Source organism: Clostridium tagluense (assembly GCF_003865095.1).
GTDB lineage: Bacteria > Bacillota > Clostridia > Clostridiales > Clostridiaceae > Clostridium_AD > Clostridium_AD tagluense.
Genome location: NZ_BHYK01000011.1, coordinates 1 through 23,191, shown reverse-complemented (window position 1 = coordinate 23,191; position 23,191 = coordinate 1). Strand labels below are relative to the sequence as shown.

The window sequence follows — 23,191 nt, the reverse complement described above, 5'->3', positions numbered from 1 at the left end:
CTCCCTAAATTAGTAATTAAGATTACTATAGTAATATCTCATGGCTTATTTAAAGAAAATAAAAATATAAAAAAAGCCATAAGAAATATTATTAAAATATCTCCCAGGCTTTTATCCTTCCGTGTACACAGTTACCTGTGCGCCTTCTCTCGGACCAGCTAGTTATAAACTGCGGAACCCTAGAAAGCTAAACTATATATTTTTTTTTGTAATTTCTAATTTGTAAGTTGCAACTTAATCTAGATTAGCATAGCAGTCGATTTATGTCAATTAATATTTTTTCTTCGACTATATAAATCAAAAGTGAAAAACAACCTTCAAATGTATCTGATATTAGTGTTATAGGTGCTTCCCCTAAATGTCTACCATCTATAGCTAAATCCAAATGATAAACTCCACACTCTATTTAAAACTAAATTTTAAGTCATGGCGTCAAACCGCCGCCAACTTTAGTTTTTACTTTTTATCATAAAAATAAAAAGCCCATAACCCATTGAGTTATAAGCATTTCTATGGTCTGAGTGACAAGAGTTGAACTTGCGACCTCATGAACCCCATTCATGCGCGCTACCAACTGCGCTACAAATCGCATGGTTGAGCCATTTCTTCATAAAATATTTAAAATAGACCACATGAGTCTTTTTATTTTTTGTTTAATTGTATACATAATAAACCATTTATTTTTAAAAAGCAACCTTTAGTTTTATATCCACATTATTATATACCTTAATCTAAATACAAAAAAGAAAAAAAGGGGTATAAGGAAAAATCCCTATACCTTGCTTATTATTTATTGTTTTCTGAAATTGCTTGTCTTGCAGAACTTTGTCCAAAATAATAACCAGTAACACAAGAGAACACTACTATAAACTGCTCTGCACTAATCATACCTTTTAAACTTAATATAGAAAATACAATACTGAATAATAAAGCCATTATTTTTTTGACTTGTAATAAATTTTTTAATATTTCCACTTATAAATACATCTCCTTAATTCTTATTATTTGTTTATATGTAAGCATTTTGCATACTTTATTTATGCTTTAACTAAGTTATTCATAGTTATGAAAGCTTTTTCTGTATTTGTACCCCAATAACCGTCTTCTTTGATTGGTTTAGAGGTATCTGTAATTTTATTAAACCAACGCTGGAACTCATAGCAATACTTATATTTTTTCCCTTTATTAATATATGTGAGAAGAAAATCCAACGACTTTTGTGTTGATGTACCGTAGAATCCATCTTCACTAATTTTGGCTTTTGTGCCTGTAATCTTATTATAAAAAATCTGCCATGATTCGCAATATCTAGATTTTTTTTGTGAAGTACTAATTGCATTATTTGGATAAAATATAAAACATTGTCCACATTCATTTCTGAATACACTAGGATTCCATGTTTGATTTGTTCTTGCCATACTTGCAGGGTCATTAACACTCACAACATTACCGTCATAATCGTATGCACATATAAAATGTCCATATCTAGTAAATGTCGGTGGTTGCATACTTAAAACTGCATAAGCACCATTTTTAACTGCTTCAAGCATTTCATTTACACTCTCTGTTTGTTTAAATCTTAAATTATATTTCTTAGCAACATGGGCAAAATAACTCCAATCTGTCCCTTCATTAGCAGTTCTATATCCATTCGCTAAAGCGTCTGCTGAAGTTTCTTTTGGTGTAATATTTCTATCTACAAGAGTTGCAAGTACCATAGCCATAGAAGTTGTTCCACATCCACTTGAACCAATAGTTTGACTAGAATCTCCCCTTGAAGAATATCTTATCCAACCCCATCGGTCATCATTTTGTAAATACATTACTGGTCTTTTATTACTCATTTTATATTTTCCCTCCTTAACCCATTATTTTTGAACATAAAAAAAAGATTATCGGCATCAAAATTGAAGCAATAATCCATTTATAATCTCCACTTTTATCTAGTTTTTTTTCTATCATGCTTGTTAATTTTTCTATACTTTTACACAATTGAGTGATTTGAGTATCTTGTTTGGTTGTATCTTTCTCTAAGTTTATAATTCTACAATCATGTTTATCTAATTTTTCTTCATGTTCATTTATCTTAATTTCTACAGTTTCACTGTTCATAAATTTCACCTGCCTTTCTTTAATTGATTTTATACTATAAAATGTATAATTATAAAATATATTGTAAAAACAGCATTGATTTATATAGTTTTATGTCCTATAATTGCTATATATAATATTTTTTGTAATATTGTTTAAAATTATATTATAAATAAAATACTAGGAGCTGATTTATTAATGCCAAATGTTATTTTACAAGATTTGAATGCTGTTATTCACGGCACATCAAAACACGGACTAGAGTACGATATAGCTCATGTAACTATTCTTCTTCAGACTGATGTTCCAATTCCTACAGAGCTTGAATGGGCAATTCCTCATGTTGAAGACATACCTCAAAAAGCAATTAATTTCATTAAAGATGGTACGACTCCAATATATCCAATGTTAAAAAGTAAATTGCGAGACGGTTTATCTGATTTTCTAACTAACATTGATTCGAATAATATGGCAGGAACATTAGAAGATATAGAACAAGCCTTATTACTAACATCGATGCATATAACCCCCCTAGAAGCTTTAGAAAACAACGATTGTCGATACATTATTTCTTATAAATATAGACTTTACCCAGTGGCAAAAGACACCTTCGATTTTAAAGTATTGTTACCTTTTGATGGATTAGTATTACATCCTGCTGGTGGTAAACTTCAAGTTACTTTGGTTTCTCCTATAGGTGCTATAATTGACCCTACCATAACTGATGCTAAAAACTTTGAAGGACAAACCGTTGCTAATGAAGAAATTGCTCCAATTGCCCTAGTTGGTAAGCAAGTAGTTAGTTTTGAAATACATCAAGACCCCATATTTACAATTAGATATCATTATTAATAATAAAAGAGGACTATTTGTCCTCTTTTATTTCTTTCAATAACTCTACTAACACTAGCAATTCGCCTATGATAAAATTTTTCTCGTTTTCTGATTTATTACCATCTAAATAGTCTATTAATTCCTTTAAAACTTCTTTAGTTTTATTTACTAATATTTGCTTCACGATACCACACCACCCTCCCTCCATAATATGTTTTTAAAATTAAAAAGACACCCTCTTAGGTGTCTTAGTTGTGTCGTCATATTTTCCTATGTGGTTTTAAAGCCCTTGTGACCGTTTGTGTGGCTTGCTTTACACTAGTATATACTAATAGTTACGATTCTGCCGTAATAGTACAATAATTTAGAATAAAGATAAAGATTAGAGACATCCAATCTTTATCTCAGCATATTTCAAACTACGTCGTAGCAATCGGTTCTTCTGTTGTTGCTCCCATGTCTTTTAATACTTCCCCAACCATTTCTCTTAAATTAAATAGTTTTGGTACTTGCTCAAATTTATAAGTACCTCCAACTATTAGAGTAATCCATACTTTTACACAGCCACTTTCTTTTTTAAATTTAAACATATTAATCATCCTTTCTCTTATATATTTTATTTTTTAGACATAAAAATAACACCTATACTGTAGGTGTTGCCATTGTCGCTATCATAGCCATCATTTCAGCGTTGCTTTGCTCTAATGCTTTCATTCTATCTTGAATGTTATTTTCTATTCCTTGTTCTTGCGTTTTCGAAATATAAATATATTCATAAAATATTTCTTTATTTTTTGGATTAACATACATTATTGGATTTTTGTTATCAACTTGTTTTGCTTCTGGGATATCGTCTACCAATATTCCATCTTTTTCTAATTCTTCTTGCGTTTTGTTCATTCCATTTACTACATCAAAGGGCATATAATGAATGAACCCAATTTTATATTTTATATCTGTAATTTTTGTTAAATTGCCTAAAAATATCATTTATTTAACCTCCTCATCATTAAGATAATATCCATTTTTTAAGTGTTGGGTATTGTGTATTATATTGACTATAACAAAATAAAATATTATCATATACTGAAATAATTTCATCTCCTCCATACGATGCAACAAAATCTCCAAATAAAAGTTTTCCTGTTTCTGCGTTAAAAGCTAATAAGCAATTACTACTATTCATACTTGAATTAAAAAGGCTGTCTAAGGTACAAGTTAAATACAATAGACCTTTATTGTAGTATAGATTATATTTTTGATATGAACGGTCTAAGGATGTACTTGTTGCAATTGACTGGTCGTCCAAAGGAGTGCTCCATGCTAAAACTCCGTTGCTTGTATACTTTTTTATAACTAGAGGACGAGGATTTTGTTTGTCAACAACATAAATATTATCATTTTCGTCTATTTCTATCTTTTCAGCATAGCTATTTGGTATACTCCATATAATTGATTTATCAGACAATTTTCTTTTTGCTATATATTCATTATTTGTATAAACATATAATCCATCCTGAGTCATCTGTTTAACAATACCAATATCTGTATAGGTATTTAAGACAGTATAATCCTTATTTATTTTTTGGATATTGCTTCCATAAGTAAGATATAAATTATCATTTTCATCAATTTTAAAAAGGTTACATGAATTACTCAAGTGACATCTTGACACTTCATTAAGGTTAATTCCCGAATCGTATACTTTTAATATTACCCATTGGTTTGTAACTACATAATAAGTGTTTGAATATAGATTTGATTTAACTATTCTTGTTGCCTTCATATCGGATATAGACATTGCATATAAATAATTTCCGTTTGAATCAAATTTACTTAGTACCCTATTTACACTCACACTTGGAATACTCCCATCTAAATAGAAGCCATCTTTTTCAGCGAAAAGAGAATTTGATTGCATGACAGGTGTAGTATGAATATTAACAGATACATTAAATGGGTATTTTGTCAATACCAAATTTGCTTTTATATATATATATGATATAAAATCTTTCCACACCTCATTTACATTTCCTTTTGGAATTATTTTTTGCTTCCAAACTCCACCAACATTCACCCATATGTTTTTAGCTTGCTTCCAAGCCCCACCAATATTTAACCAGGTTGCTTTGCTCATATAATATCACCTCTATTCATATTGCATATAAATATCACCATCGGCCCCTCCTGTTGGGATTGCTGTTCCAGATGTTATTTTTCTCTTTCTTTCTATGGGAAGCACTGGTTCATAAGTTCCTGAATGAGTGTGGTCTGTCTTAGATTTAGTTGCTATCTGTCTCACAGTTTCTGTTAAAGACGAAGCAACTGTTCCACCATCTCCCGTTTTTATATCTGTTGCACTTAATACAACATCACCTGTCTTGCCATTTACTTTTGTAACCGGAACAGTAATATTAGATGATTTATTATCAATTTCTTTTAGTTTTAAATCTACAATATCCATATTGGAATTTATATCTGCTATGTCGACTATATCAGTTCCTTCTGGTTTCTTTAATCCATAATTACTCGTTGTTTTCATTATTATTACCTCCTATTCATAAACTTTTAATTCATCCCAAGTTTTGGCTTTAGCTTGTTCCCACGTAATTTTTTTGATGGAATCCCATGTCGTATAAGTATAAGTAAAACTATACCCCAAGTGTGCAGGTTTTATAGTCTCTAGCATCTCCTTAAAACTTTCCATATTTTTAGGGATACCTTTAATTCCTATAAATCTAACTATAAAACAAGAGTTTTCGTTATCCTCGATTATATTTACCTCTCCACCGCTAAAAGCTTCGGCAGTATTTTTTATCATTTTTTTAGTGGCTGTTCCAGTCCCTCTCTTTTTAGCTTTTATTATTTCTCTTCTATCTTCATAACTTTTATTTAAATCCGTCACAATTCCTAAATTTTTTTCGTACCTATTTAATCCCCAAGTTGCAGTATCTACATAAAATTGGTCAAGTAAATCTTTTTTACAATAATTAAACTTACCAATTTCCTTGGCATTTGATTTCTGAATATTTATCATTACTTTTGATGACTTATAATAAGGGGGTAAATATTTCATTAAATCAGGAATATACGCTTCTATTTGTTCATCTTCTGTACTTACATCTGAAGCATATTTATTTGCACCATATTTTATAGAGCCATACACTTATTACACCCCCTTTAAATTATTCCACGTTATTGGGCCTTTAGGCATAAAATCGCTAGAATATTTGCCACCAACAGTATCAGAATTTTTGGCACTATTAACATTAAAATTATTAGGATTATATACATACATATTTGTAGAGTCATTTCCACCCCATAACCAAGGGGGTTGTCCTTCTTTACCATTCCAATTAAAAGTTTTACCTCCTACGGTGTCACTATTACCACCACTTGCGGGTAATACTGTTGGTTTATCAGATAATGAATTATAGCTTTTCTCGGATAAATCATTTAAATTATGTTTATGTGACTTATCAGATTTTTCAGCAACTGTATTCCAATTATTTTTATCAGCATCTTTAACAAATCTTCTATTTTCATTATCTACTATTATATCTGCTGAATGTGATACTGGATGAATATACTTATTTGCTCCCTGCTCTATGCCTGCAAGCTTTTGCTTTTCTAATGTAGAATAATCTTCCGTGCTTAGTTGTTTACCTACTGCTTTATCTACTTTAGTTGTTAATTGCTTAGTAATAGTGCCTGCAAAATCAGCGTCATTATTAAGTGATTTTGCTATTTCTTGTAAAGTATCTAATGCATCAGGTGCAACTCCTATCACATCTTTTATTTTTTGTAGAACTTCTTCTCTAGTAAATACTTGTTCTTTTAAATATCTTTTATTTAATTCAGTATCCACATAAGTTTTTTCTGATTTATTATTTTCTAAATTTGTAGCTCTGACTTTTAAATTGCCTACCTCTAAATTATTGTTAGACTTATAACTTATTGCCTCTGTTTGAGTATTGACAACACTTTCTTGTAACTTATTTATGTCCTCTGCCTCTACTGTATCTCCTTGAGTTTGATAAGTTATATATACTTTATCCATATTGGAAAATATTTTAATTTCCTTTTTCCAAGGGGTTTTTGAGGGCGTAGATAAGATAAAGTTTTCTATTTTATTGCCTGTTAACTTACTTCCAGTATAAACAGAAATAGAAGGTAAACTCACATTATCATGTTCTAGTTCACCTTCATACACTCCGTTTGCAATAGTTACTTCTTCTTCAAGTACATAAATATTATTTTCAAGTTTATTCAACTTTTCTATAAATTTATCTATATTTTGTGGATACAATTATCACACCTCCAATTGTATAGTGCCTATTATTGGTATTTCTTCATCTTTCAATCCAATGTTAGATATTTCATTATTTATTTTTAAATCTGTATAATCTAATACTCCTAGAGTATTAAGAAGTATATTACCTAATTTTGCATAACTTAAGTAAGTGTTTACAAAAGTGATATCTTTTAAGTAACCACCTAATGTTTTTAAAAACTCTTGTTGAATATTGGATATATTATAGCCAGTAGCAAGGGGAACTTTAGCTGTTATATTTATAGTTTTTCCAGTAGCACCTATAACTGTTACTGTTGCACCAATTGGTCTTTCTTCTTCTATATGTTCAATTACTGCATTTGTTAAAGTTGTATCGACTAAACTTTTGTTACTGTTTACAATAACTACCTTTACTGTTCCTGCGCCATCTTTGCCATTACTTTTGTCCCATAAAGGAAATACCTTTGCATCTCCTACTCCTATTACTTCTTTCGCCCAATTTCGATAGTGCCACTTATTTCCACTAGTTGCAGGAGTTCTAATGTGTTCATAATATCTTGTCCTTAAATCTTTGTCTGTTTCAGCGTCATAACCATTACTAATATTATTAGGATTTGTAACACTTACTAATCCTGCTAAAGTTACTGGGAAAAACTTAATAGCACCTATAGGAATATTGCCAATAACCCCTTCGATTTCGCACTCTACATTTACAGATACTTGTAAAGTAGCATCTATTATTTTGTTCTCCATAAATATAAATTCGATTGAATCGCTCGCTACTTTATCACCTTTTAAAATTAAAGAACCTACTGTCCCTGTAGCAATAACTATAGAAGTTGCTTTTGTAGCAATCTTTCTAGTAATGCCATAATCTCCTACTATTTTTTCTAAATCTATACCTGTAGCTGTGTCTGCATAACCCCTATCCCATTGTTTTTCTTGTTCTTTGTAAGATTTTTCTAATTCAATCGCAATTGGAATTTCAGCATCATGAAAAAATGACCCCTCTGATTTATCGTAAGAGTCATCTATATTTGCTAATAATCTAGCTTGTATAACATCTTTATTATCTGCCATTTATAATCACCTCCTGCTCTACTCCTGTACCATCTTTTAAAATAACTGTAAAACTAATAGTTAGCATATTTTTATTTTTATTTAGTGTGAACATGTCTATATCTAATATTTGGGGATGTATTAAAAGTGCCTCTATTACCTCTCTTTTTATTTCAGATTCTTTATAAATATTAATTTTATTACCTAAAACTAAATCCTCTAAAGTTATTCCATATTGTTTATAAATTTGAAACTTAAATTTTTCTGTCCTTATGACTTTTTCAATCCAATTTTTTAATGCTTCTGCTTCTGTCGCTATTACTAATCTTCCGTTTTGTGTTACAAAATCACCTTTTTTAAAATCAAATAAAAAAGTCTTTCCTAGTGTAATAACTTCTGTTTCTACATTAATTTGTTGTTGCAAATCTATATTTATTTCGGGGAATATACTATCTGACATTTATATCACCACCTTATCTAATACAAAGAATGTTTGTCCTGTATAATCTGGTATTAGTAATACTATGTCCCCTATTTTTAAAATGTCTTTAAATGTTATAACCGTATCATAATTTGTTTTTGTGCTTATATGTATATTACTTATTGTATCTCCTCTACCATCTGTAGCGGAACACTCTACACTATAATCCTTAATTTCCATAACTGCATTTCTCTTGTAATTTTCTATTAAATTACTACATAGAAAGCAATTAGAACTATCTAATATTACTTCATTTAGCAATATTCCAATCTTAAGAGGTGTAATACTAAGTGTAGTTCCTAAAATATTTCCTACCATGTTAGGATTATCTCTTTTCTTAAATTCGCTTACCAATTCTGTTATTTTACTCATATTATCCCTCCTAGAATTCGATTGAAATACTGACTTTGTGATTATTTTTTGCAAGAGTATGAGATGCTGATTTAATCCTATACCAACCATCAACCCCCATAGTCGGAATACTAATATTAATCATTCGATTTGCAATAATATCTTCTCCTAAATCTCCAACCACAAGTGGAATAGTTACGTCTTTAGCAACTTTATTATTTTCTTTTAAAAAGTTATTTGCCATATTTTTTGCTTTACTTTCATCTTTTTTTTCTGATACTGTAATTATTTCCTGTAACATTCCAAATTTTAAAATATTGTTTCTATCCTGTGCACTTGCTAAAACTCTATTATTCTTTTCATCCGAACTTACAACTAAAACTTTAGTAAACATATTTTCTATCGTACTATTTACCGTAATATCTTTACCTATTAAAATTTTAGGCTTTATTTTTAAATCACTTAGTTTTCTAACGTATAGAGTATCACTTATCATTTCTTTTATATAAATATTATTTGTTTCTAAATGTGATCGTTCTAAAATATCCTCTATAATTTTACTGGCTTCACTGTCCTTATGTATTTTAGTTATTAGAGTATTTATCTGGACTATGTTGGATTTTATACCTAATTTAGAACATAACTGTTTAATTGCATTTGTACCATTGACTTTATTAAATTGTATAATTAATTTGTTCTTATTTAAGTAAAAAGCATAATCCATACAAGTATAAGAGTTTTTAACTTTACCTTTATTTTTACTAATAACTAATCCTAAAAATACAACCTTACTATCTTTTTTTAGAGTAATATGTGTTCCTTCTTCTAAGTTATAAAGACTTTCAAAACTTAAACTTACTGCTAGTGTATCCTTATCACTTCCCCAACCTATGGTGTTGCTCTTACTTAATATATCTACCCATTTGCCATTATATAAAGCATATAAATGCCACATTATTCAAATACCTTCCATTGTTTAAGTGTGGCAGTATAAATTACATTACCAACCTTATCGTAGCTATAGGCAAATCCACCAACTGCCATAACTAAATTCATTACTTCTTTATTATTTACACTACTTACAAACCTAATTGCAAAATTTTTTCTTCTTGCCCGTATCAATAAAGATATAATTTTATCTGTATTTTCAAAACTTGATTTATTAAAAGCATATGCTTTTTGTGGTAATTTCCCAGTTAATTCAAATCCAAAATTGTTAACTGACCCTTGTAGTAAATAAGTTCCATTATTAAAAGTTTCGAATTCTTCATCACTCCCAATTTGTTCATAGCTTGGTAATTGTGGTGGTAGCCAAGGGAATTGTAATACTTCTTTTCTATCTAACGTACTAATCCATATATCGTTCATATAACCACATCCTTTCTTAAATTAAAATAAGAGTGGTTATATAATCCACTCTTAAGTATTTGCTAATGTTAATAAAATTTTATCACTTACTTTTTCCGCTACATCTGTAAAAAACTCATCTGTTCCTACATTCCCATTAAAATTAAAATTAAATACATGCCCACTACTAGATTTTTCTATTAATTTCTTTGATTTATCAGCTGGAATTATCATTTCTCCACTAGATGCCTTTCTAATTTCTCCACCTTTTTCGTGCATAAGTGTCAGCCCAGCTTGTGCATATGCTGTGCCACTTGCCTTTTTAGGCATAGTATTAAAAATGTTTTTAGGTTTACTTGGAGTTGTTGTTTTTTTAGGATTTTCCAATCCGAAATTATCCTCTTTTGTATATAATAATTTAGTAGTTATTGTAGAATTTTTGTCTTCTGCTTTTGTGCCATTCCACTTCGTCAACCAGTTCCACGCCTTCTCTATCCATCCACAAATATCTTTCCAGTGTGTTACGGCTTCGTAAATTGCGATTCCTAATAATGCTAAACCTGCAATTACTAATACTATTGGATTAGCAAGCATAATAGCATTAAATGCTCCTTGTGCTAATATTGCTAGATTTAAAGCGGTAGTAGAACTTATTAATCCTAACTTTTGTGCTAAAATTAAAGCTGTTTGTGCTATTATTGCCAATCCACTTAACCAAAGTTTAGCGGTGTATTCTACTATAGCTACTATCATAGTCCCTGTCATTATTAATGCATTTTTCACCATTTCCACACCTGATAATATTATACTAGCTACGAATCCTGTTACCATTTTAAACCCTGCAATACCTGCTTCAACTCCAACTTTTATTAATGCAGGTGCAAATATAGTGCCTAAAACAACCGAAACTCCACCGATAACATCTTGATTATCTATTAACATTTGTTTAAAGTTATTAAATACTTCTTTAACTTCTTTGGTATGTTTTATACAATATATTAATGCTAATGTTAAACCACCAATTGCTAATGTTATCCATCCTAAAGTAGTTATTTTTAAAGAACCATCTACTAAAACTATTGCTAATTTTAAAGCGTCTAAAGCAATTTTTAAGTCTTTTACTATTTTAATTGCTACATAAAAACTAAAAAATGCTTCTGCCACATTTATTATAGTATCCTTGTTGTCTTTTAGAAATTGAAATACCTTGCCAATAAATTCAATTATGTTACTTACTCCATTTGCAATTTTATCCACAAACTTTTGTATACTACCATTTTCTTCTAATACTTTTAATTTATCTATTATATTAGATGCTAATTTTCCAATCGCACCGCTTGTATTATCCATTATCCCTGTTGCTATATTTTTCGTTCTTACTTTTAATTTATTTAGTTTGCTACCTAAGGTGTCGCTCATTACTGCAAATGCGGTATCTGTAGCACCTGCACTATTTTTCATGCCATCCATTCCGCCTTTTACGTCTTTTAAACCACCACCCGCAAGTACTAGCGCACCACTTAAGGCTCTAACATTTCCAAATAAACCTGCCATTTTCTCTGTACTTCCACCAGTTTTCTTTTTAATTTCTTCTAAGAACCCTACAAAGCCTTTAGATTTTAACCCTGCTACACTAAAATTAATTCCTAATTCTTTTGCCATATCTGCTGATTCTTTCGAAGGAGAAATTATGCTTGTCATAACGCCTTTCATTGCAGTAACTGCTTCATCAGTTTTTATTCCATTCTTTGTCAATCCAATCATGCCCGATAGTAATTCATCTATAGATAAACCTGTGGATTTTGCAATGGGTGTTAAACTCCCCATGCTCTCTGCTAATTCCGCAACTGTTGTCACTCCCAAATTTTGGGTAATTAGCATCTTATCTGATATGCCTTGCATAGCTTTTTGTCCACTCAGTCCATAAACATTCATTGTTGCACACAAAATTTTTAAAGCTGAATTAGAGTCTGTGAAACCTGCCTTTGCCAACTTAGCTGACGTAACGGCAGATGCTAAAGAGTCTTTTGAACTAACTCCCGAACTTATTGCATTGTATTGCGTATCCCCTAATTCTGTTGTACTTATTCCAGTATCGCTCGAAGTTTTAAGAAGTCCTTTCTTAATTACCTTTTTATCTAAACTTGCACCTGCTATACTTTTAACTTTAGCACTTGCCTCGTCTAATTCTTTCATACCTTCAAATCCAACTTTAATAATAAAACCAGTAGCTAGGGTTGCCATTATGACACCCAATTTTAACGCTTTATCTCCAGCTTTCTCAAAATTCTTTTTAGCATTATTCACAAACATAGCCGATTGTTGACTTGCCCTTTTCATTTCGCTAGACATATTTTTAACGTTTTTATTTACTTTTATTATTCCACCAGACATATTATCCCGTAGGTTTAGTATCGTACTAATAGCCTTAGACATTTGTTATCACCTACTTCCTGCTATTATTTTAAATTTTTCATTTTCTTCTTCTTTATCTTTATTCATCATTTCTAACAATGCCATTTTTTCCATCATTCCTAAATTACATAAATATTCCATTGTTTGACCTTTTGCAAGATAATAACGTATAATTTCTAAATCTACATCATTACCTTGCTCTATTAGTTTTTTACTTTTCCTTTAACTTTTCCAAGACCATAAAAACTGTTTACAATCTCGCATATTTCATTCATTTCGCCCATATTATCATTTAGCAAAATAAGTGGTAATTCTAAAGCATCTTCAACCTCAAATGTTTCCATTAATTTCTTAGAGTTTTCCTTGAAAATTGGACAACATTCAAATATTACTTCAGACATAAAATCTAAGTTATCTTCCATGTCTCCATCTTCTACGTCATTCATAAGTCCCATATATTTTTTAAGTGGTATTTTAATCACCTGAATTTCTCCACCAAACTCTTTAGAGTTATACATTTTCACTTCTATTTTATCTATATTTTTTTGTAACTTTTTAGCCATTAAATCCTCAAGTGTTATTTTTTTAGCTACTGTTTTATTTGCTTTTTTAGTCATTATTAATCAATCTCCTCTATTTTTATATTTTTATAATATTTTATAAAATAAAAACGCCATAGAATTTCTTCTAAGACGTTTTTATTATTTTTATGTATTGTTACATACCTACTATAATATTTCTACGAAACTAGCTTTAAAAGGCATCTCACCTTCTGCAACAGACTTTTCTTCCCATTTTTGCAACATTAATTCATCAAAAGTTATATTTGTAATTTTAATACGTTGTGTTTTTCCACTTGCTTTATTGTAAGCTTTGGACACTATATTTACATCGGGAACATTACCTTTTGCATATTCTGCAAATATTAAATCTAATATAATATTACAATTTTTATCTGTTTTTCTATAAGAAAAAGAACCTTCATAGCTAATTCCCATTAAAACTCTGTCAGTTGTTAAACCATTTGGAACATCCTCCCACTCGTACACCGCTTTACATTCAAAACTTTTTATTTTCTCAAATTCCTTGTCTTCTAACCATAAGTTCCCATTTCCCGTCCAATAATTATTACTAGCACTATTGCCCATTATTTAATTACCACCTTTTTCGTTTATTATTTTATATTTGTTTGTTATTAAAATATTGTTATTGCAAATCTTAAATTTTCCATACCTTCTAAGAATTTTACATCGGCTATCATAAACATTTTATTTTTAAAAGCTTTTGCGATAACTTGTTCATCATCCCATGTTTCTGCTTCTGTCTTACCGCTCGCAATATAAGCATCTCTTTGTGCTACAATATCTATTTCAGACTTATTTTCATATAAACCATCTAGTACATCTTCTTTTGTTAATCCTTTAAAATACCCATTTACTGCTCCTATAAACAAAAATTGATAGTCTGTTTTATTTTTAAATTGTCCAACATAATCATTTTTATAAGTAGTTGTTACATCTTTTATTATTAAATCCATTATCTCTACAACTTCTATTTTAGACATTATCTCTGTATTAATTGTATCTATAGTTGTTAAACTATTTACAGCTGTGCTTATTTTAACAACACCTATATCATCGTTAAATAGACATAATTTACCTGCTTGAATTGATGTATCTATATCAGTTTCTTCTACTACATATTTAAGATTATTAAGTTTTAGATATGTGGCACTTCGGCTTAAAGGTAGTCCTGCAAATACTCCTAGTAGAGAAGGTATGTATTCATTACCCGTTTTTTCTCCTCTTGTATCGTCCGTGAATGTTACCTTACTATTAACAAAATTAACTACATGCTTAACATCTGCACTATTATTAAATACAATACCTTTAAATTGCTTGTTAAGTAACTCTTGCTCTTTTATAAACGTTGCTACCGCTGCTTGATCTGTAACACTATCGCTTGCTGTACCCGTCCAATCTAATTTTAAACTTTTTGCTATTACTAAAGCATCTGTAATCTTACCTAATGTTTTATCGATTCTAATTACAGTAACACTTGCAGGAGCACCCAAGAAACAATCTTTAATAAATTGCAAGTTTTCTACTGTGTATAAAGCACTGTCTTTTTCTGCTTCTGTACTTGTTTTATAAGTTTTATTAATAAACGTTTTATTTGTATCATCAAAAATTATAAATCCTACTTTACCTCTAGTACCTCTTTTAACTGCGGATTTTGCTAATTGTTTAAATATTACACTAATGTTTGGTTGCGTATTTGTTGTTGCCATTTTTTTTACCTACCTTTCTTTATTTTATATTTGTTTTAAATTCTAACTCTTCCATCATTTCTATATCACCTTCATTTACAACTATGTTCTCACTTGTGAAGATATTAAAATAAAAATGTACTACTTTATCTACAATATCAATCTCAACTTCATCAAAAATTTCAATATTAAAATCCTCATTAATTTTGATTATGTTATCTTCAACAAAAATCTCATTAAGCGAATCTATCATATTTAAGTTTTCTATTTTATTTTTCTTATCATCTTTTGGATAATAGTAAATTCTAATAGTAATCTTTTTATCCAAAGCAGAATCGCAAAATTTATTTGACTTTAAATTATCTAAACTCACAAAAAATGAAGGTCTAACAATTTTTTCTGTTATATCTGATTCTGACATTAATTTTATACTTGGAAATTTACCTAGAAGTTTTTTATTTATTGCCGTTATTATATCTGTATATTTTACAATATTAATCACCACCTAATCTATGTCTGATATTATGTCTTCAATCAATTTTTCTATTTCTTGATAATATCCACTTTTAAAAGCTTCCTCTGTTTTCTCTATAAAATGATAACCTGGAACAAAAGTTTCTGCACCATCGTGATTTTTCCCACCTTTGTGTATATATCCCAAATCTAATAAATGTGCAAGTGGGTGAGAATTAAATGCTCTACAGGTCAAATCCCCATTATATTTATAAACTTTACCAGCTTTTCCACTTGCTAATATTTCTTTCTCTATAAATCCCTGTTCTCCAATTCCTAAACTTTTAATTTCTTTTTTCTGTTCTTTACTTAATTTAGTAGCTTCCTTCTTTAAAAATTTCTTGCTTTTTTTAGCTACAGATTTACTTGTGTTTGCTAAATCTGCCATGTAATTTGCTAATTCACTTGTATCAAACCCATTACTGGTCATGGTTGCCTCCTATTCCATTATCATTTTAGTAAATATTTCTAAATATTCTCCATTTTTGAAGTCTATATCAAACGAAACAAATTCATATTTTTTACCCTGAAATATGAAAAACATATCTATAGAAGGATTTACAATACTTTTAATTCTAACTGTAAATTTGTGACTATATTCTACAGATTGTGTAACTCCATTATCCTTTTGCCGATTCATCGTTCCACTTGGAATAATATTGCAATATACAAGAGGCTTAATTATTTTTTCCTCTTTATCTGATTCCAATAATTCATTTGTAAATTCTACCATTCCCCATAACTGGGCACGATTATTTAATTTATTAGTTATATTTCTCATATAATCACCTCATAAGTGCCATATTTCATCTGTAATAGCATACCGCCAACAATATATCTAAGTTTTTCATTATTATCACTAACCATTGTTCTGTTATCATAGCAATCCTGTATAATCGTCAAGCAACATAACCTAGCTTTACGTTCAAATCTTTTATTTATTATTTTTGAGTTATAATTTTTTAAACCTATACTATCTATTATAAAATCCTCAGAAGTTAGTATTAATTGTTGTATAAATATATCATCACTTTCAAAATCTAAATTTAAAAATTCTTTTGTTTCTTGTAATTCCAATAACATTTTATATCACCTACTTTTTTAAATAAATAGAAAAAGACACTATTTAAAGTGCCAATTTCTACCTAATATTTTATATTATTTTACTATGCTAATTTAGCAAGTAATATTTTGATTGATTCTAAAGCTGAAGGAATTATTTTACCATCAAATCTAAAATCTCCCATAACTTCTGTTTTTCTCTTTCTCCAAGCTTCTCCACCAATTTTAGTAGACTCTACAACCATTTGTCTTCTGTCATACATTGTATAGATTTGTTTTAAATCTCCACAAATAAAAGGAACTAAAGTATCAGCACCATCAGTAACATTTTTTAAGAATTTCTTTGGCACTGTATTGATTTCTCTACCTAAAAATCTAAATCCACTTGCAGAAGTTACGCTTGGTTGAAGATAAGGTGTACCATTTTTATCTTCCAATCCATCTAAATAATCATACCCGTCAGAATTTGTAGTTATTGTTTCTGTTCCATTTATAAGAGCTTCCAAATCTACATTAAATACTGTTTTAAATTTCTTGATTGTTGGTGCAACTGTTAATTTTTCTGTTCTAGTTATTAAAGCTCCACCTACTTTAGTTTCGGTCATTATTCCTTGTGCAGACTTAGTTCCAGTACCTTGGAATACTTGATAAGCATATGTATTTAATTCGTTTTCTCCCAACCATTCAACAATAAAATTATAAATTGAAGTAACATCATCCTCTAGTAATTCCTTAGTAAGTGGAATGAAACCAGCATAACTTCTTACTACATAAGACATATCGTCAAAAGTTGGTTCGTATAAAGCTTGAACATCTCCGTTTTCATCGACACTTGCGAATCCACTTGCTTCTGGTTGGTTAGTAACATAAGGTCTTGTACCTTTTAGTGTTCCAACTTTCTCTACATTTATAAGATTTCTTACATCAAACATACGTCTTTGATCTTGGAATACTTTAATATCTTTAGATATATCGTCACCGATTGCTATTCCCCCTTTTCCTTTTTCTCCTTCAACCATTAAATTAGAAATTGTTTTAAGTTCCTCTTGTGTTGCAGTTCCAATTACAGCTTTTGCAAATATTTCCCTAAAGTTTTTGTTTTCCATATCTACTTTACCCTCTTTCTTTGTCTTATTTTGTATTTTAAATTCTTTTTCTGCTTCTATTCTCTCTTCATTTTCTTCCATTTCTGCTAAAACAATTTGTGCTTGTATATTTTCAATTTCAGATATTTTTGCCTTAATTTCATCTGCCTTAGTTAAACCTTCTGTACTTGCTCTTACCTCAACTAATTTTGTTTGTAATTCTGTGCTTTTTAGCATAAAAATCGCCATCCTTTATTGTTTAATATTTATTATTGTTTGTTTTTTTACATTAAAAAAGAACATTAGTTAATCATTTCCCCAACGTCCTAAAGTAGTGCTAATTGTAGTTTTGCTTTTAGAAATTCTAATTCTTCTTTTTCTAAATTATCTTGTATTGTTTTATCTACTGCAATTGGTTCTATCATTTTATCTTTTAACAATTGTGGTACATTTTTATAAGAATTAAGTATATTTTTATCAGTAATACATGCTACTAAATCTTTAGATTCAGCTAATATCTCAATATTAAACAAATCACTCATTCCTTTAGCATCTAACCATGTTTCTTTACTTAATAAATCTTTTATTTGTTCCTCTGTTACTCCCTCTTTAGCTTTGCTCATATATAATGGTAACATTACACTATCTTCCATTATATTAAGTACATCAATTGTTTTTTGCATATCATTAGCATTTCCCCAAGCTCCACTCATAGGTTTATGTATCATTAATAAAGAACTATTATAAGCAAATATATTATTACTTACCATAGGTAAAAAACTTGCACATGACGCACCTAATCCATCTATATAACTATTTATAACAACACCTTTTGCCTTAACTCTCTCAAGCATTGCAAGTATTCCCTGAGTAGTAATTACTGAACCACCTACGCTATTTACATATAAATTTATAGTTTTAATATTACCTATATTATCTAGTGCATTTTTAAAATCTTGAAAGCAAACGTCTGTACTATCCCACTTACAATCTTCTCCACCACTAATTATTTCACCATAAAGCATAATATCTAAACTTTCATCTGCCTTATTTTTAAATTCATAAAATTTATTCATCTTCCTTTTTCACCTCCTTTACTGTAGTATCCGTATCATCTTTACTGCCACTTTTGGCTTTTGCCATCTGATACTCGTCCATTTTTTCAATAGATACGAAATTTAAACTCCTATATCTTATATCTCCAATATCTCCAATAGTGTTTTTATTTTCATATTTTAAAACATCATTTATAGTGTATACTCCGTTATTCATCATTCTTTCATAAAAAGTAGAACGTGCATTATCATCACTTCGTAAAGCACTACTCATATTAAATTCCACAAATATTTTTTTACCTTTTGCAAATAATTTATAAGTAAATTCTTGTTCCCATAATGTTAATATTGGTTGTATAGTCTTCATCACAAAATCTAAACTTTGTTGTTGAATATTATTAAAACTAGATTTAGATAATTCTCCAATCATATGTAATGGTGTTGAAAATACTCGTGCTATTTCTTCTACAGTAAATTTTGAGTTTTCTAAAAATTGTTGGTCTGCGAATTTAAGAGTATTCATTTCTTTATAATCCAAACCCATATCTAAAATTGCTACCTTACCAAAATTATCACTACCACTATTTGAAGTTTGCCATGCTTCTCTTATAGTATCTTTAACTTCTTCATCTAATACTGTAGGATAGGTTATAACACCACTAGTTGTAGTTCCTTGTTTTAAATATTTACCCAACAATTTACTGCTACCTTGCATATTTCCAAGTTGTTCTCTTAATAAATCAATTTTAGATTTTCCAATAATTCCATCTAAAGATAAATCTGTTAAATGTATAATCTCATTTTCTAAAAATGTTTTTGGTTTACCATTAATTGTAGTCTGATAAGTAACTTTTCCTGTTATTGCATCTATAACTGTAGTTGTAATTTGTGGATTTAGTAACCATAAATTATTTACCTTACCATTAGAAATTTCCATATAAATATAGCCATTGCCATATAAATCTATATGAGTACTTAAACTATGTTTTAATCGAAACGGTGCCATAAATGGATTGGGTCTCGTTTCTAAAAGATAAGAAATTTCATTTTCCTGTCTTGTGCTACCATTTTTACCTGTTTTAAAAGTCTGTAATGGCATTGATGCTATTGTATTAGCTCTCACAGATACACACGCATATACAGCACTTATTGTTAAAGAGCCTTCTTTTGTTATTACTTCTCCACTATTAGTTAAATTAGCCTGACCAAAGTTATCGCTTAACCATTTTAACCCTCCACCAGTAGGAACAGTAACTTCATTTTTAATTTCTTTACTTAAAACTTTATTAAAAATTCCCATTATTCTCACCTCCCTTCATTAATAATTCACTTACTATTTTTTATTGTTTTTACCTAGTGCTAAGCCTACAATTATTAGAATTATACTAAGTCCTATAAATCCTACAAATGTATTTACAAATAAAAAAAGACTTACTACCAATGTAATAAATCCTGAGAATATAAATATATCATCTAAATTACTTACAATAAATTTTAAGAAGTTTATTAAGAAATCAAGTATTTGTTTACTAATTTTATTTTTTATTTTAATCACCCCTCTACATTTTCCATCCTGCTTTTATAATTTTATTTATATCTATTTGCAGTTCTTCTAAATAAGCCATTTTAAATGCACAAATTAAAGCATCAATTGGGTCTATTCTTTGTATTGTTGCATCTTTATCTATTTTAATCATTCCATTATTAACTTTTAAAATTGTATTAGTCATTGCAAAATTTAAAACTGGGTCGGGTAAATAAATTATATTACCTAAATATACCTGTTCTCTTAGTGCACATGTAGATTCATTAAGTTTTAAATGAGATTGAAATAATTCAACTACATTCTCACCTTCGTTAGCTAAATCCATCATTATCTTACTTGCATTTGCTGGGTCAAAACACCATGTATCTATTCCCCAACCATTCTTTTTACAAAAATCTCGAGCATAATCTATAACTTGTTGTTGGTCTATTATTGGTGTATTTGTTACTGTAATATACTCTTGTTCAACCCAACTATCATAGGGCATTTTATCTTTTAATATTCTCTCTCTTAATTTTTCATAATTTGGAATAAATGAATGACTAAAGACAATATATTTTTTAACGCCATTATCCATTATAGGTATTACAAATGATAATGAGGTTAAATCTATCTTAGCACTCATATCACCACCTATAAAACAAGATTTACCTTTAAGACAGTATTCTATTTTTTTTACTTCACATGCTTTCCATTTAACCATATTCATATATCCATTTTCTTTAGCTTGCATCCAAACATTTAAACATTTAGTCATAAATTTAGGCATCTTTTCAGGTATTTCTTTAGCTATTTTATAATCATCTGTTATTTTTTTAACACCTTCAGCAAAAGTCATTCTTATAGGATTTGATTTTCTCCAGTTTCTAACATCTTCTATATTATCATCTTCGTCTAATTCTAGAATATCAATAAAATAATTATCATTAAAAACGTCTACACTTGGATTTAAAACATTTGAACAATATTTATATTCCTGTACATAACAAGGGAAATTTAAATCTACTCCTGCTGTAGTAATTACCATAAGTAACGATTCTTTTGTATTACTTCCATAACCTAAATCATAAAATTCAGTTGTAGGATGTTGGTGATATTCGTCTATTACTAAAATAGCAGGATTCGTTCCATCACCTTTTTTACCATCTTCTTTACAAAGTGCTTTTAAATAACTTCCTGTTTTAATATGTGTTATTAGAGATTTAGTTATATTAAATTTAGTAGCTAAAGGACTACCCTTTAGCATTAATCCACATTCATCAAATATAACTTTAGATTGTTCCCTCTTTACCCCTGCACAATAAGCTTCATAAACTTCATTATTTTTTGTAGATTGTGTGGCTATTTCATATAAAACAACTCCTGCTTCTTCTTGACTCTTAGCATTTTTTCTTGCTACCTCAATGAAACTTTTAGAAAATCTTTTATAGCCTGTTGTATCATGTCTCCAACCATAAATCTGACATAAATCAAACTTTTGCCATATTGTCAAATTTATAGGTTTACCACTTAAAACTCCTTTGCTATGTCTAAGATAATAAAACCATTTAACAATTTTTTCTGCTTCTTCTTCATTCCAATAATAATAGAAATCAATATCTCCTATTCTATCTAAATCATTTAAAAATCTTTTACAAGCTTGTTTATGTTTTTTACAACTAATATAATCCTCATAATCATTTATGTATTTATCCTCTAAACAGTTATTACAATACAGTATTAACTCTTCTTTAATAGTCATTATATATCACCAAAATCTTCAACTATTTTTTTCTTACTTTCAGTTAATTTTAATGCACCCATTTTTAATCTACTATCTATTGTAAGTCCCAGTAAAGCACTATATCTTCTCATTTCGTCAGAATGTAGTGCGTCAAAATATAGCTTTATGGAACTGCATTCCTAAGTCAAATTATAACTATAATACTAATAATTATCTAGTGGTTATTTGCTTTTTTACTAAGCAGATTATTCCTATAACAAAGCTCCTAATGACTTGACATCATTAGGAGCTTAATTTATGCTTATTATTAAAACTAGAGAAAGGAAAAGGGAGAACCCCAGCCGTCCAAAGCAAAGTTCTCCCTTTATTAGAGTTAAAAACTCTTATAAAACTACTATTATGATAAGATTAAATTTACAATTATGCAAGTGTTTTAAGCAAATTTCTTTTGAAAATGAGATAACTGCCTTTAATAAATATGTAAGCTCTGTTAATATAGAGACTTTAGTATGTCCATTTTGTGGCGCTAAACATGCGTTATCTCCATTTGCGTCTTACAAACGCCATCTTGTGACTTATAATAATAATACTGCTCAAGATAATATAATCATCATTTCTAGATATATTTGTTCATCATGTAAACGTACTCATGCCCTTCTACCTTCTGTAATTGTGCCGTATATGTCATTTAGTTTTAAATTCACTGTTTACCTCATCCATGACTATCTTGTACATAAATATCACTCTGTGGAAGCTATGTGCGAACATTATGGCATTGCTATATCTACATTCTATCGAATTTTAAAGAAGTTTAAAGAACATAAACAGATGTGGCTTGGACTTTTAGAGGACAAGCTCATTTCAAACTTAACTTTTGTGCAGCATATCATAAATAGTTCCTTTGATAAACTTGAGGACTTCATAATACAATTTTTCAAGCAAAATGGTTCATCGTTTTTTCAAGGAACGTCATAGTTTAGCTATAATCATATATTTTTAATTTTAATTTAGGCAGACCACTTAATACGATAATGGTCATTGAAATACCTATATGATAACATTTTTC

The 23,191-nt window shown here is 29.3% G+C and carries 31 protein-coding genes and 1 riboswitch; of the genes, 2 read left to right on the top strand and 29 right to left on the bottom strand.

The window, feature by feature from the left end; translation table 11 throughout:
- Nucleotides 1–98: 98 nt before the first annotated feature.
- A riboswitch (guanidine-I (ykkC/yxkD leader) is annotated at nt 99–194 on the bottom strand.
- A 50-nt stretch (nt 195–244) separates the two neighbouring features.
- The 4 genes from Ctaglu_RS25190 to Ctaglu_RS11300 all read right to left on the bottom strand — a co-directional run bounded on the left by Ctaglu_RS25190 (nt 245) and on the right by Ctaglu_RS11300 (nt 2,112).
- Nucleotides 245–385, bottom strand: coding sequence for a hypothetical protein (locus tag Ctaglu_RS25190; RefSeq protein WP_185732685.1), 141 nt, complete (start codon nt 383–385; stop codon nt 245–247).
- Nucleotides 386–786: 401 nt separating this feature from the next.
- The gene (locus tag Ctaglu_RS11310) at nt 787–975 is read right to left on the bottom strand and encodes a hypothetical protein (RefSeq protein ID WP_125001540.1); all 189 of its coding nucleotides are present in this window, start codon (nt 973–975) and stop codon (nt 787–789) included.
- Nucleotides 976–1,037: 62 nt separating this feature from the next.
- Nucleotides 1,038–1,844 carry a C39 family peptidase gene (locus tag Ctaglu_RS11305; protein ID WP_125001538.1) on the bottom strand — a complete coding sequence of 269 codons (807 nt, stop codon included), beginning with the start codon at nt 1,842–1,844 and terminating at the stop codon, nt 1,038–1,040.
- A gap of 16 nt (nt 1,845–1,860) precedes the next feature.
- The gene (locus Ctaglu_RS11300; protein WP_125001535.1) at nt 1,861–2,112 is read right to left on the bottom strand and encodes a hemolysin XhlA family protein; all 252 of its coding nucleotides are present in this window, start codon (nt 2,110–2,112) and stop codon (nt 1,861–1,863) included.
- 177 nt (nt 2,113–2,289) lie between these two features.
- On the opposite strand from Ctaglu_RS11300, the gene Ctaglu_RS11295 reads away from it, so the two are divergent.
- The gene (locus tag Ctaglu_RS11295) at nt 2,290–2,943 is read left to right on the top strand and encodes a hypothetical protein (protein ID WP_125001532.1); all 654 of its coding nucleotides are present in this window, start codon (nt 2,290–2,292) and stop codon (nt 2,941–2,943) included.
- Between the two features lie 13 nt (nt 2,944–2,956).
- Here the strand turns inward: Ctaglu_RS11295 and Ctaglu_RS25185 are convergent, their stop codons facing one another.
- The 25 genes from Ctaglu_RS25185 to Ctaglu_RS11175 all read right to left on the bottom strand — a co-directional run bounded on the left by Ctaglu_RS25185 (nt 2,957) and on the right by Ctaglu_RS11175 (nt 22,143).
- Complete coding sequence (locus tag Ctaglu_RS25185; RefSeq protein ID WP_185732684.1) at nt 2,957–3,109, bottom strand: hypothetical protein; 153 nt, start codon at nt 3,107–3,109, stop codon at nt 2,957–2,959.
- A gap of 235 nt (nt 3,110–3,344) precedes the next feature.
- Nucleotides 3,345–3,524 carry a hypothetical protein gene (locus Ctaglu_RS11290; protein ID WP_125001529.1) on the bottom strand — a complete coding sequence of 60 codons (180 nt, stop codon included), beginning with the start codon at nt 3,522–3,524 and terminating at the stop codon, nt 3,345–3,347.
- A 43-nt stretch (nt 3,525–3,567) separates the two neighbouring features.
- Nucleotides 3,568–3,915: a hypothetical protein gene (locus Ctaglu_RS11285; RefSeq protein ID WP_125001526.1), complete on the bottom strand. Its 348-nt coding sequence runs from the start codon at nt 3,913–3,915 to the stop codon at nt 3,568–3,570.
- 19 nt (nt 3,916–3,934) lie between these two features.
- Complete coding sequence (locus tag Ctaglu_RS11280) at nt 3,935–5,062, bottom strand: hypothetical protein (RefSeq protein ID WP_125001523.1); 1,128 nt, start codon at nt 5,060–5,062, stop codon at nt 3,935–3,937.
- A gap of 12 nt (nt 5,063–5,074) precedes the next feature.
- Nucleotides 5,075–5,467 carry a hypothetical protein gene (locus tag Ctaglu_RS11275; protein ID WP_125001520.1) on the bottom strand — a complete coding sequence of 131 codons (393 nt, stop codon included), beginning with the start codon at nt 5,465–5,467 and terminating at the stop codon, nt 5,075–5,077.
- Nucleotides 5,468–5,479: 12 nt separating this feature from the next.
- Entirely contained in the window at nt 5,480–6,091 is a 612-nt protein-coding gene (locus tag Ctaglu_RS11270; protein WP_125001517.1) for a YmfQ family protein, read from the bottom strand.
- Nucleotides 6,092–6,094: 3 nt separating this feature from the next.
- Nucleotides 6,095–7,234 (bottom strand): hypothetical protein, encoded by a 1,140-nt coding sequence (locus tag Ctaglu_RS25180; RefSeq protein ID WP_185732683.1) that lies wholly within the window; start codon nt 7,232–7,234, stop codon nt 6,095–6,097.
- 3 nt (nt 7,235–7,237) lie between these two features.
- On the bottom strand, nt 7,238–8,299 hold the full coding sequence (locus tag Ctaglu_RS11260) for a baseplate J/gp47 family protein (protein ID WP_125001514.1): 1,062 nt from the start codon (nt 8,297–8,299) through the stop codon (nt 7,238–7,240).
- Complete coding sequence (locus Ctaglu_RS11255; protein ID WP_125001511.1) at nt 8,289–8,738, bottom strand: DUF2634 domain-containing protein; 450 nt, start codon at nt 8,736–8,738, stop codon at nt 8,289–8,291. The genes Ctaglu_RS11260 and Ctaglu_RS11255 overlap by 11 nt, the downstream gene beginning before the upstream one ends.
- Nucleotides 8,739–9,131, bottom strand: a complete 393-nt coding sequence (locus tag Ctaglu_RS11250) for a DUF2577 family protein (RefSeq protein WP_185732682.1) — start codon at nt 9,129–9,131, stop codon at nt 8,739–8,741.
- A 10-nt stretch (nt 9,132–9,141) separates the two neighbouring features.
- Complete coding sequence (locus Ctaglu_RS11245) at nt 9,142–10,065, bottom strand: XkdQ/YqbQ family protein (protein WP_125001505.1); 924 nt, start codon at nt 10,063–10,065, stop codon at nt 9,142–9,144.
- Nucleotides 10,065–10,478, bottom strand: a complete 414-nt coding sequence (locus Ctaglu_RS11240; protein ID WP_125001502.1) for a hypothetical protein — start codon at nt 10,476–10,478, stop codon at nt 10,065–10,067. The genes Ctaglu_RS11245 and Ctaglu_RS11240 overlap by 1 nt, the downstream gene beginning before the upstream one ends.
- Before the next feature lie 51 nt (nt 10,479–10,529).
- The gene (locus Ctaglu_RS11235) at nt 10,530–12,893 is read right to left on the bottom strand and encodes a phage tail tape measure protein (RefSeq protein WP_125001499.1); all 2,364 of its coding nucleotides are present in this window, start codon (nt 12,891–12,893) and stop codon (nt 10,530–10,532) included.
- 182 nt (nt 12,894–13,075) lie between these two features.
- Nucleotides 13,076–13,489: a hypothetical protein gene (locus tag Ctaglu_RS11230; protein WP_125001496.1), complete on the bottom strand. Its 414-nt coding sequence runs from the start codon at nt 13,487–13,489 to the stop codon at nt 13,076–13,078.
- Nucleotides 13,490–13,600: 111 nt separating this feature from the next.
- Complete coding sequence (locus tag Ctaglu_RS11225; RefSeq protein WP_125001494.1) at nt 13,601–14,020, bottom strand: phage tail tube protein; 420 nt, start codon at nt 14,018–14,020, stop codon at nt 13,601–13,603.
- A gap of 47 nt (nt 14,021–14,067) precedes the next feature.
- Nucleotides 14,068–15,162 carry a phage tail sheath C-terminal domain-containing protein gene (locus Ctaglu_RS11220; protein WP_125001491.1) on the bottom strand — a complete coding sequence of 365 codons (1,095 nt, stop codon included), beginning with the start codon at nt 15,160–15,162 and terminating at the stop codon, nt 14,068–14,070.
- Nucleotides 15,163–15,181: 19 nt separating this feature from the next.
- Entirely contained in the window at nt 15,182–15,643 is a 462-nt protein-coding gene (locus Ctaglu_RS11215; protein ID WP_148097591.1) for a phage tail terminator family protein, read from the bottom strand.
- 3 nt (nt 15,644–15,646) lie between these two features.
- Complete coding sequence (locus Ctaglu_RS11210; RefSeq protein WP_125001485.1) at nt 15,647–16,084, bottom strand: HK97 gp10 family phage protein; 438 nt, start codon at nt 16,082–16,084, stop codon at nt 15,647–15,649.
- Nucleotides 16,085–16,093: 9 nt separating this feature from the next.
- On the bottom strand, nt 16,094–16,435 hold the full coding sequence (locus Ctaglu_RS11205; protein ID WP_125001482.1) for a head-tail adaptor protein: 342 nt from the start codon (nt 16,433–16,435) through the stop codon (nt 16,094–16,096).
- Entirely contained in the window at nt 16,432–16,737 is a 306-nt protein-coding gene (locus Ctaglu_RS11200) for a head-tail connector protein (protein ID WP_125001479.1), read from the bottom strand. Before Ctaglu_RS11200 ends, Ctaglu_RS11205 begins: the two co-directional genes overlap by 4 nt.
- A gap of 83 nt (nt 16,738–16,820) precedes the next feature.
- A complete protein-coding gene (locus tag Ctaglu_RS11195; RefSeq protein ID WP_125001475.1) occupies nt 16,821–18,038 on the bottom strand; it encodes a phage major capsid protein in 1,218 nt (405 codons plus the stop codon).
- A gap of 89 nt (nt 18,039–18,127) precedes the next feature.
- Nucleotides 18,128–18,877: a head maturation protease, ClpP-related gene (locus Ctaglu_RS11190; RefSeq protein ID WP_125001472.1), complete on the bottom strand. Its 750-nt coding sequence runs from the start codon at nt 18,875–18,877 to the stop codon at nt 18,128–18,130.
- A complete protein-coding gene (locus Ctaglu_RS11185) occupies nt 18,870–20,156 on the bottom strand; it encodes a phage portal protein (protein ID WP_125001469.1) in 1,287 nt (428 codons plus the stop codon). Before Ctaglu_RS11185 ends, Ctaglu_RS11190 begins: the two co-directional genes overlap by 8 nt.
- A 33-nt stretch (nt 20,157–20,189) precedes the next feature.
- Entirely contained in the window at nt 20,190–20,411 is a 222-nt protein-coding gene (locus Ctaglu_RS11180) for a hypothetical protein (protein ID WP_125001466.1), read from the bottom strand.
- A 4-nt stretch (nt 20,412–20,415) separates the two neighbouring features.
- Nucleotides 20,416–22,143 carry a terminase large subunit gene (locus tag Ctaglu_RS11175; protein ID WP_125001463.1) on the bottom strand — a complete coding sequence of 576 codons (1,728 nt, stop codon included), beginning with the start codon at nt 22,141–22,143 and terminating at the stop codon, nt 20,416–20,418.
- Nucleotides 22,144–22,422: 279 nt separating this feature from the next.
- Here Ctaglu_RS11175 and Ctaglu_RS11165 point away from each other — a divergent pair, with 279 nt between their 5' ends.
- Nucleotides 22,423–23,100 carry a DUF6431 domain-containing protein gene (locus tag Ctaglu_RS11165; RefSeq protein WP_125001460.1) on the top strand — a complete coding sequence of 226 codons (678 nt, stop codon included), beginning with the start codon at nt 22,423–22,425 and terminating at the stop codon, nt 23,098–23,100.
- Nucleotides 23,101–23,191 lie beyond the last annotated feature (91 nt).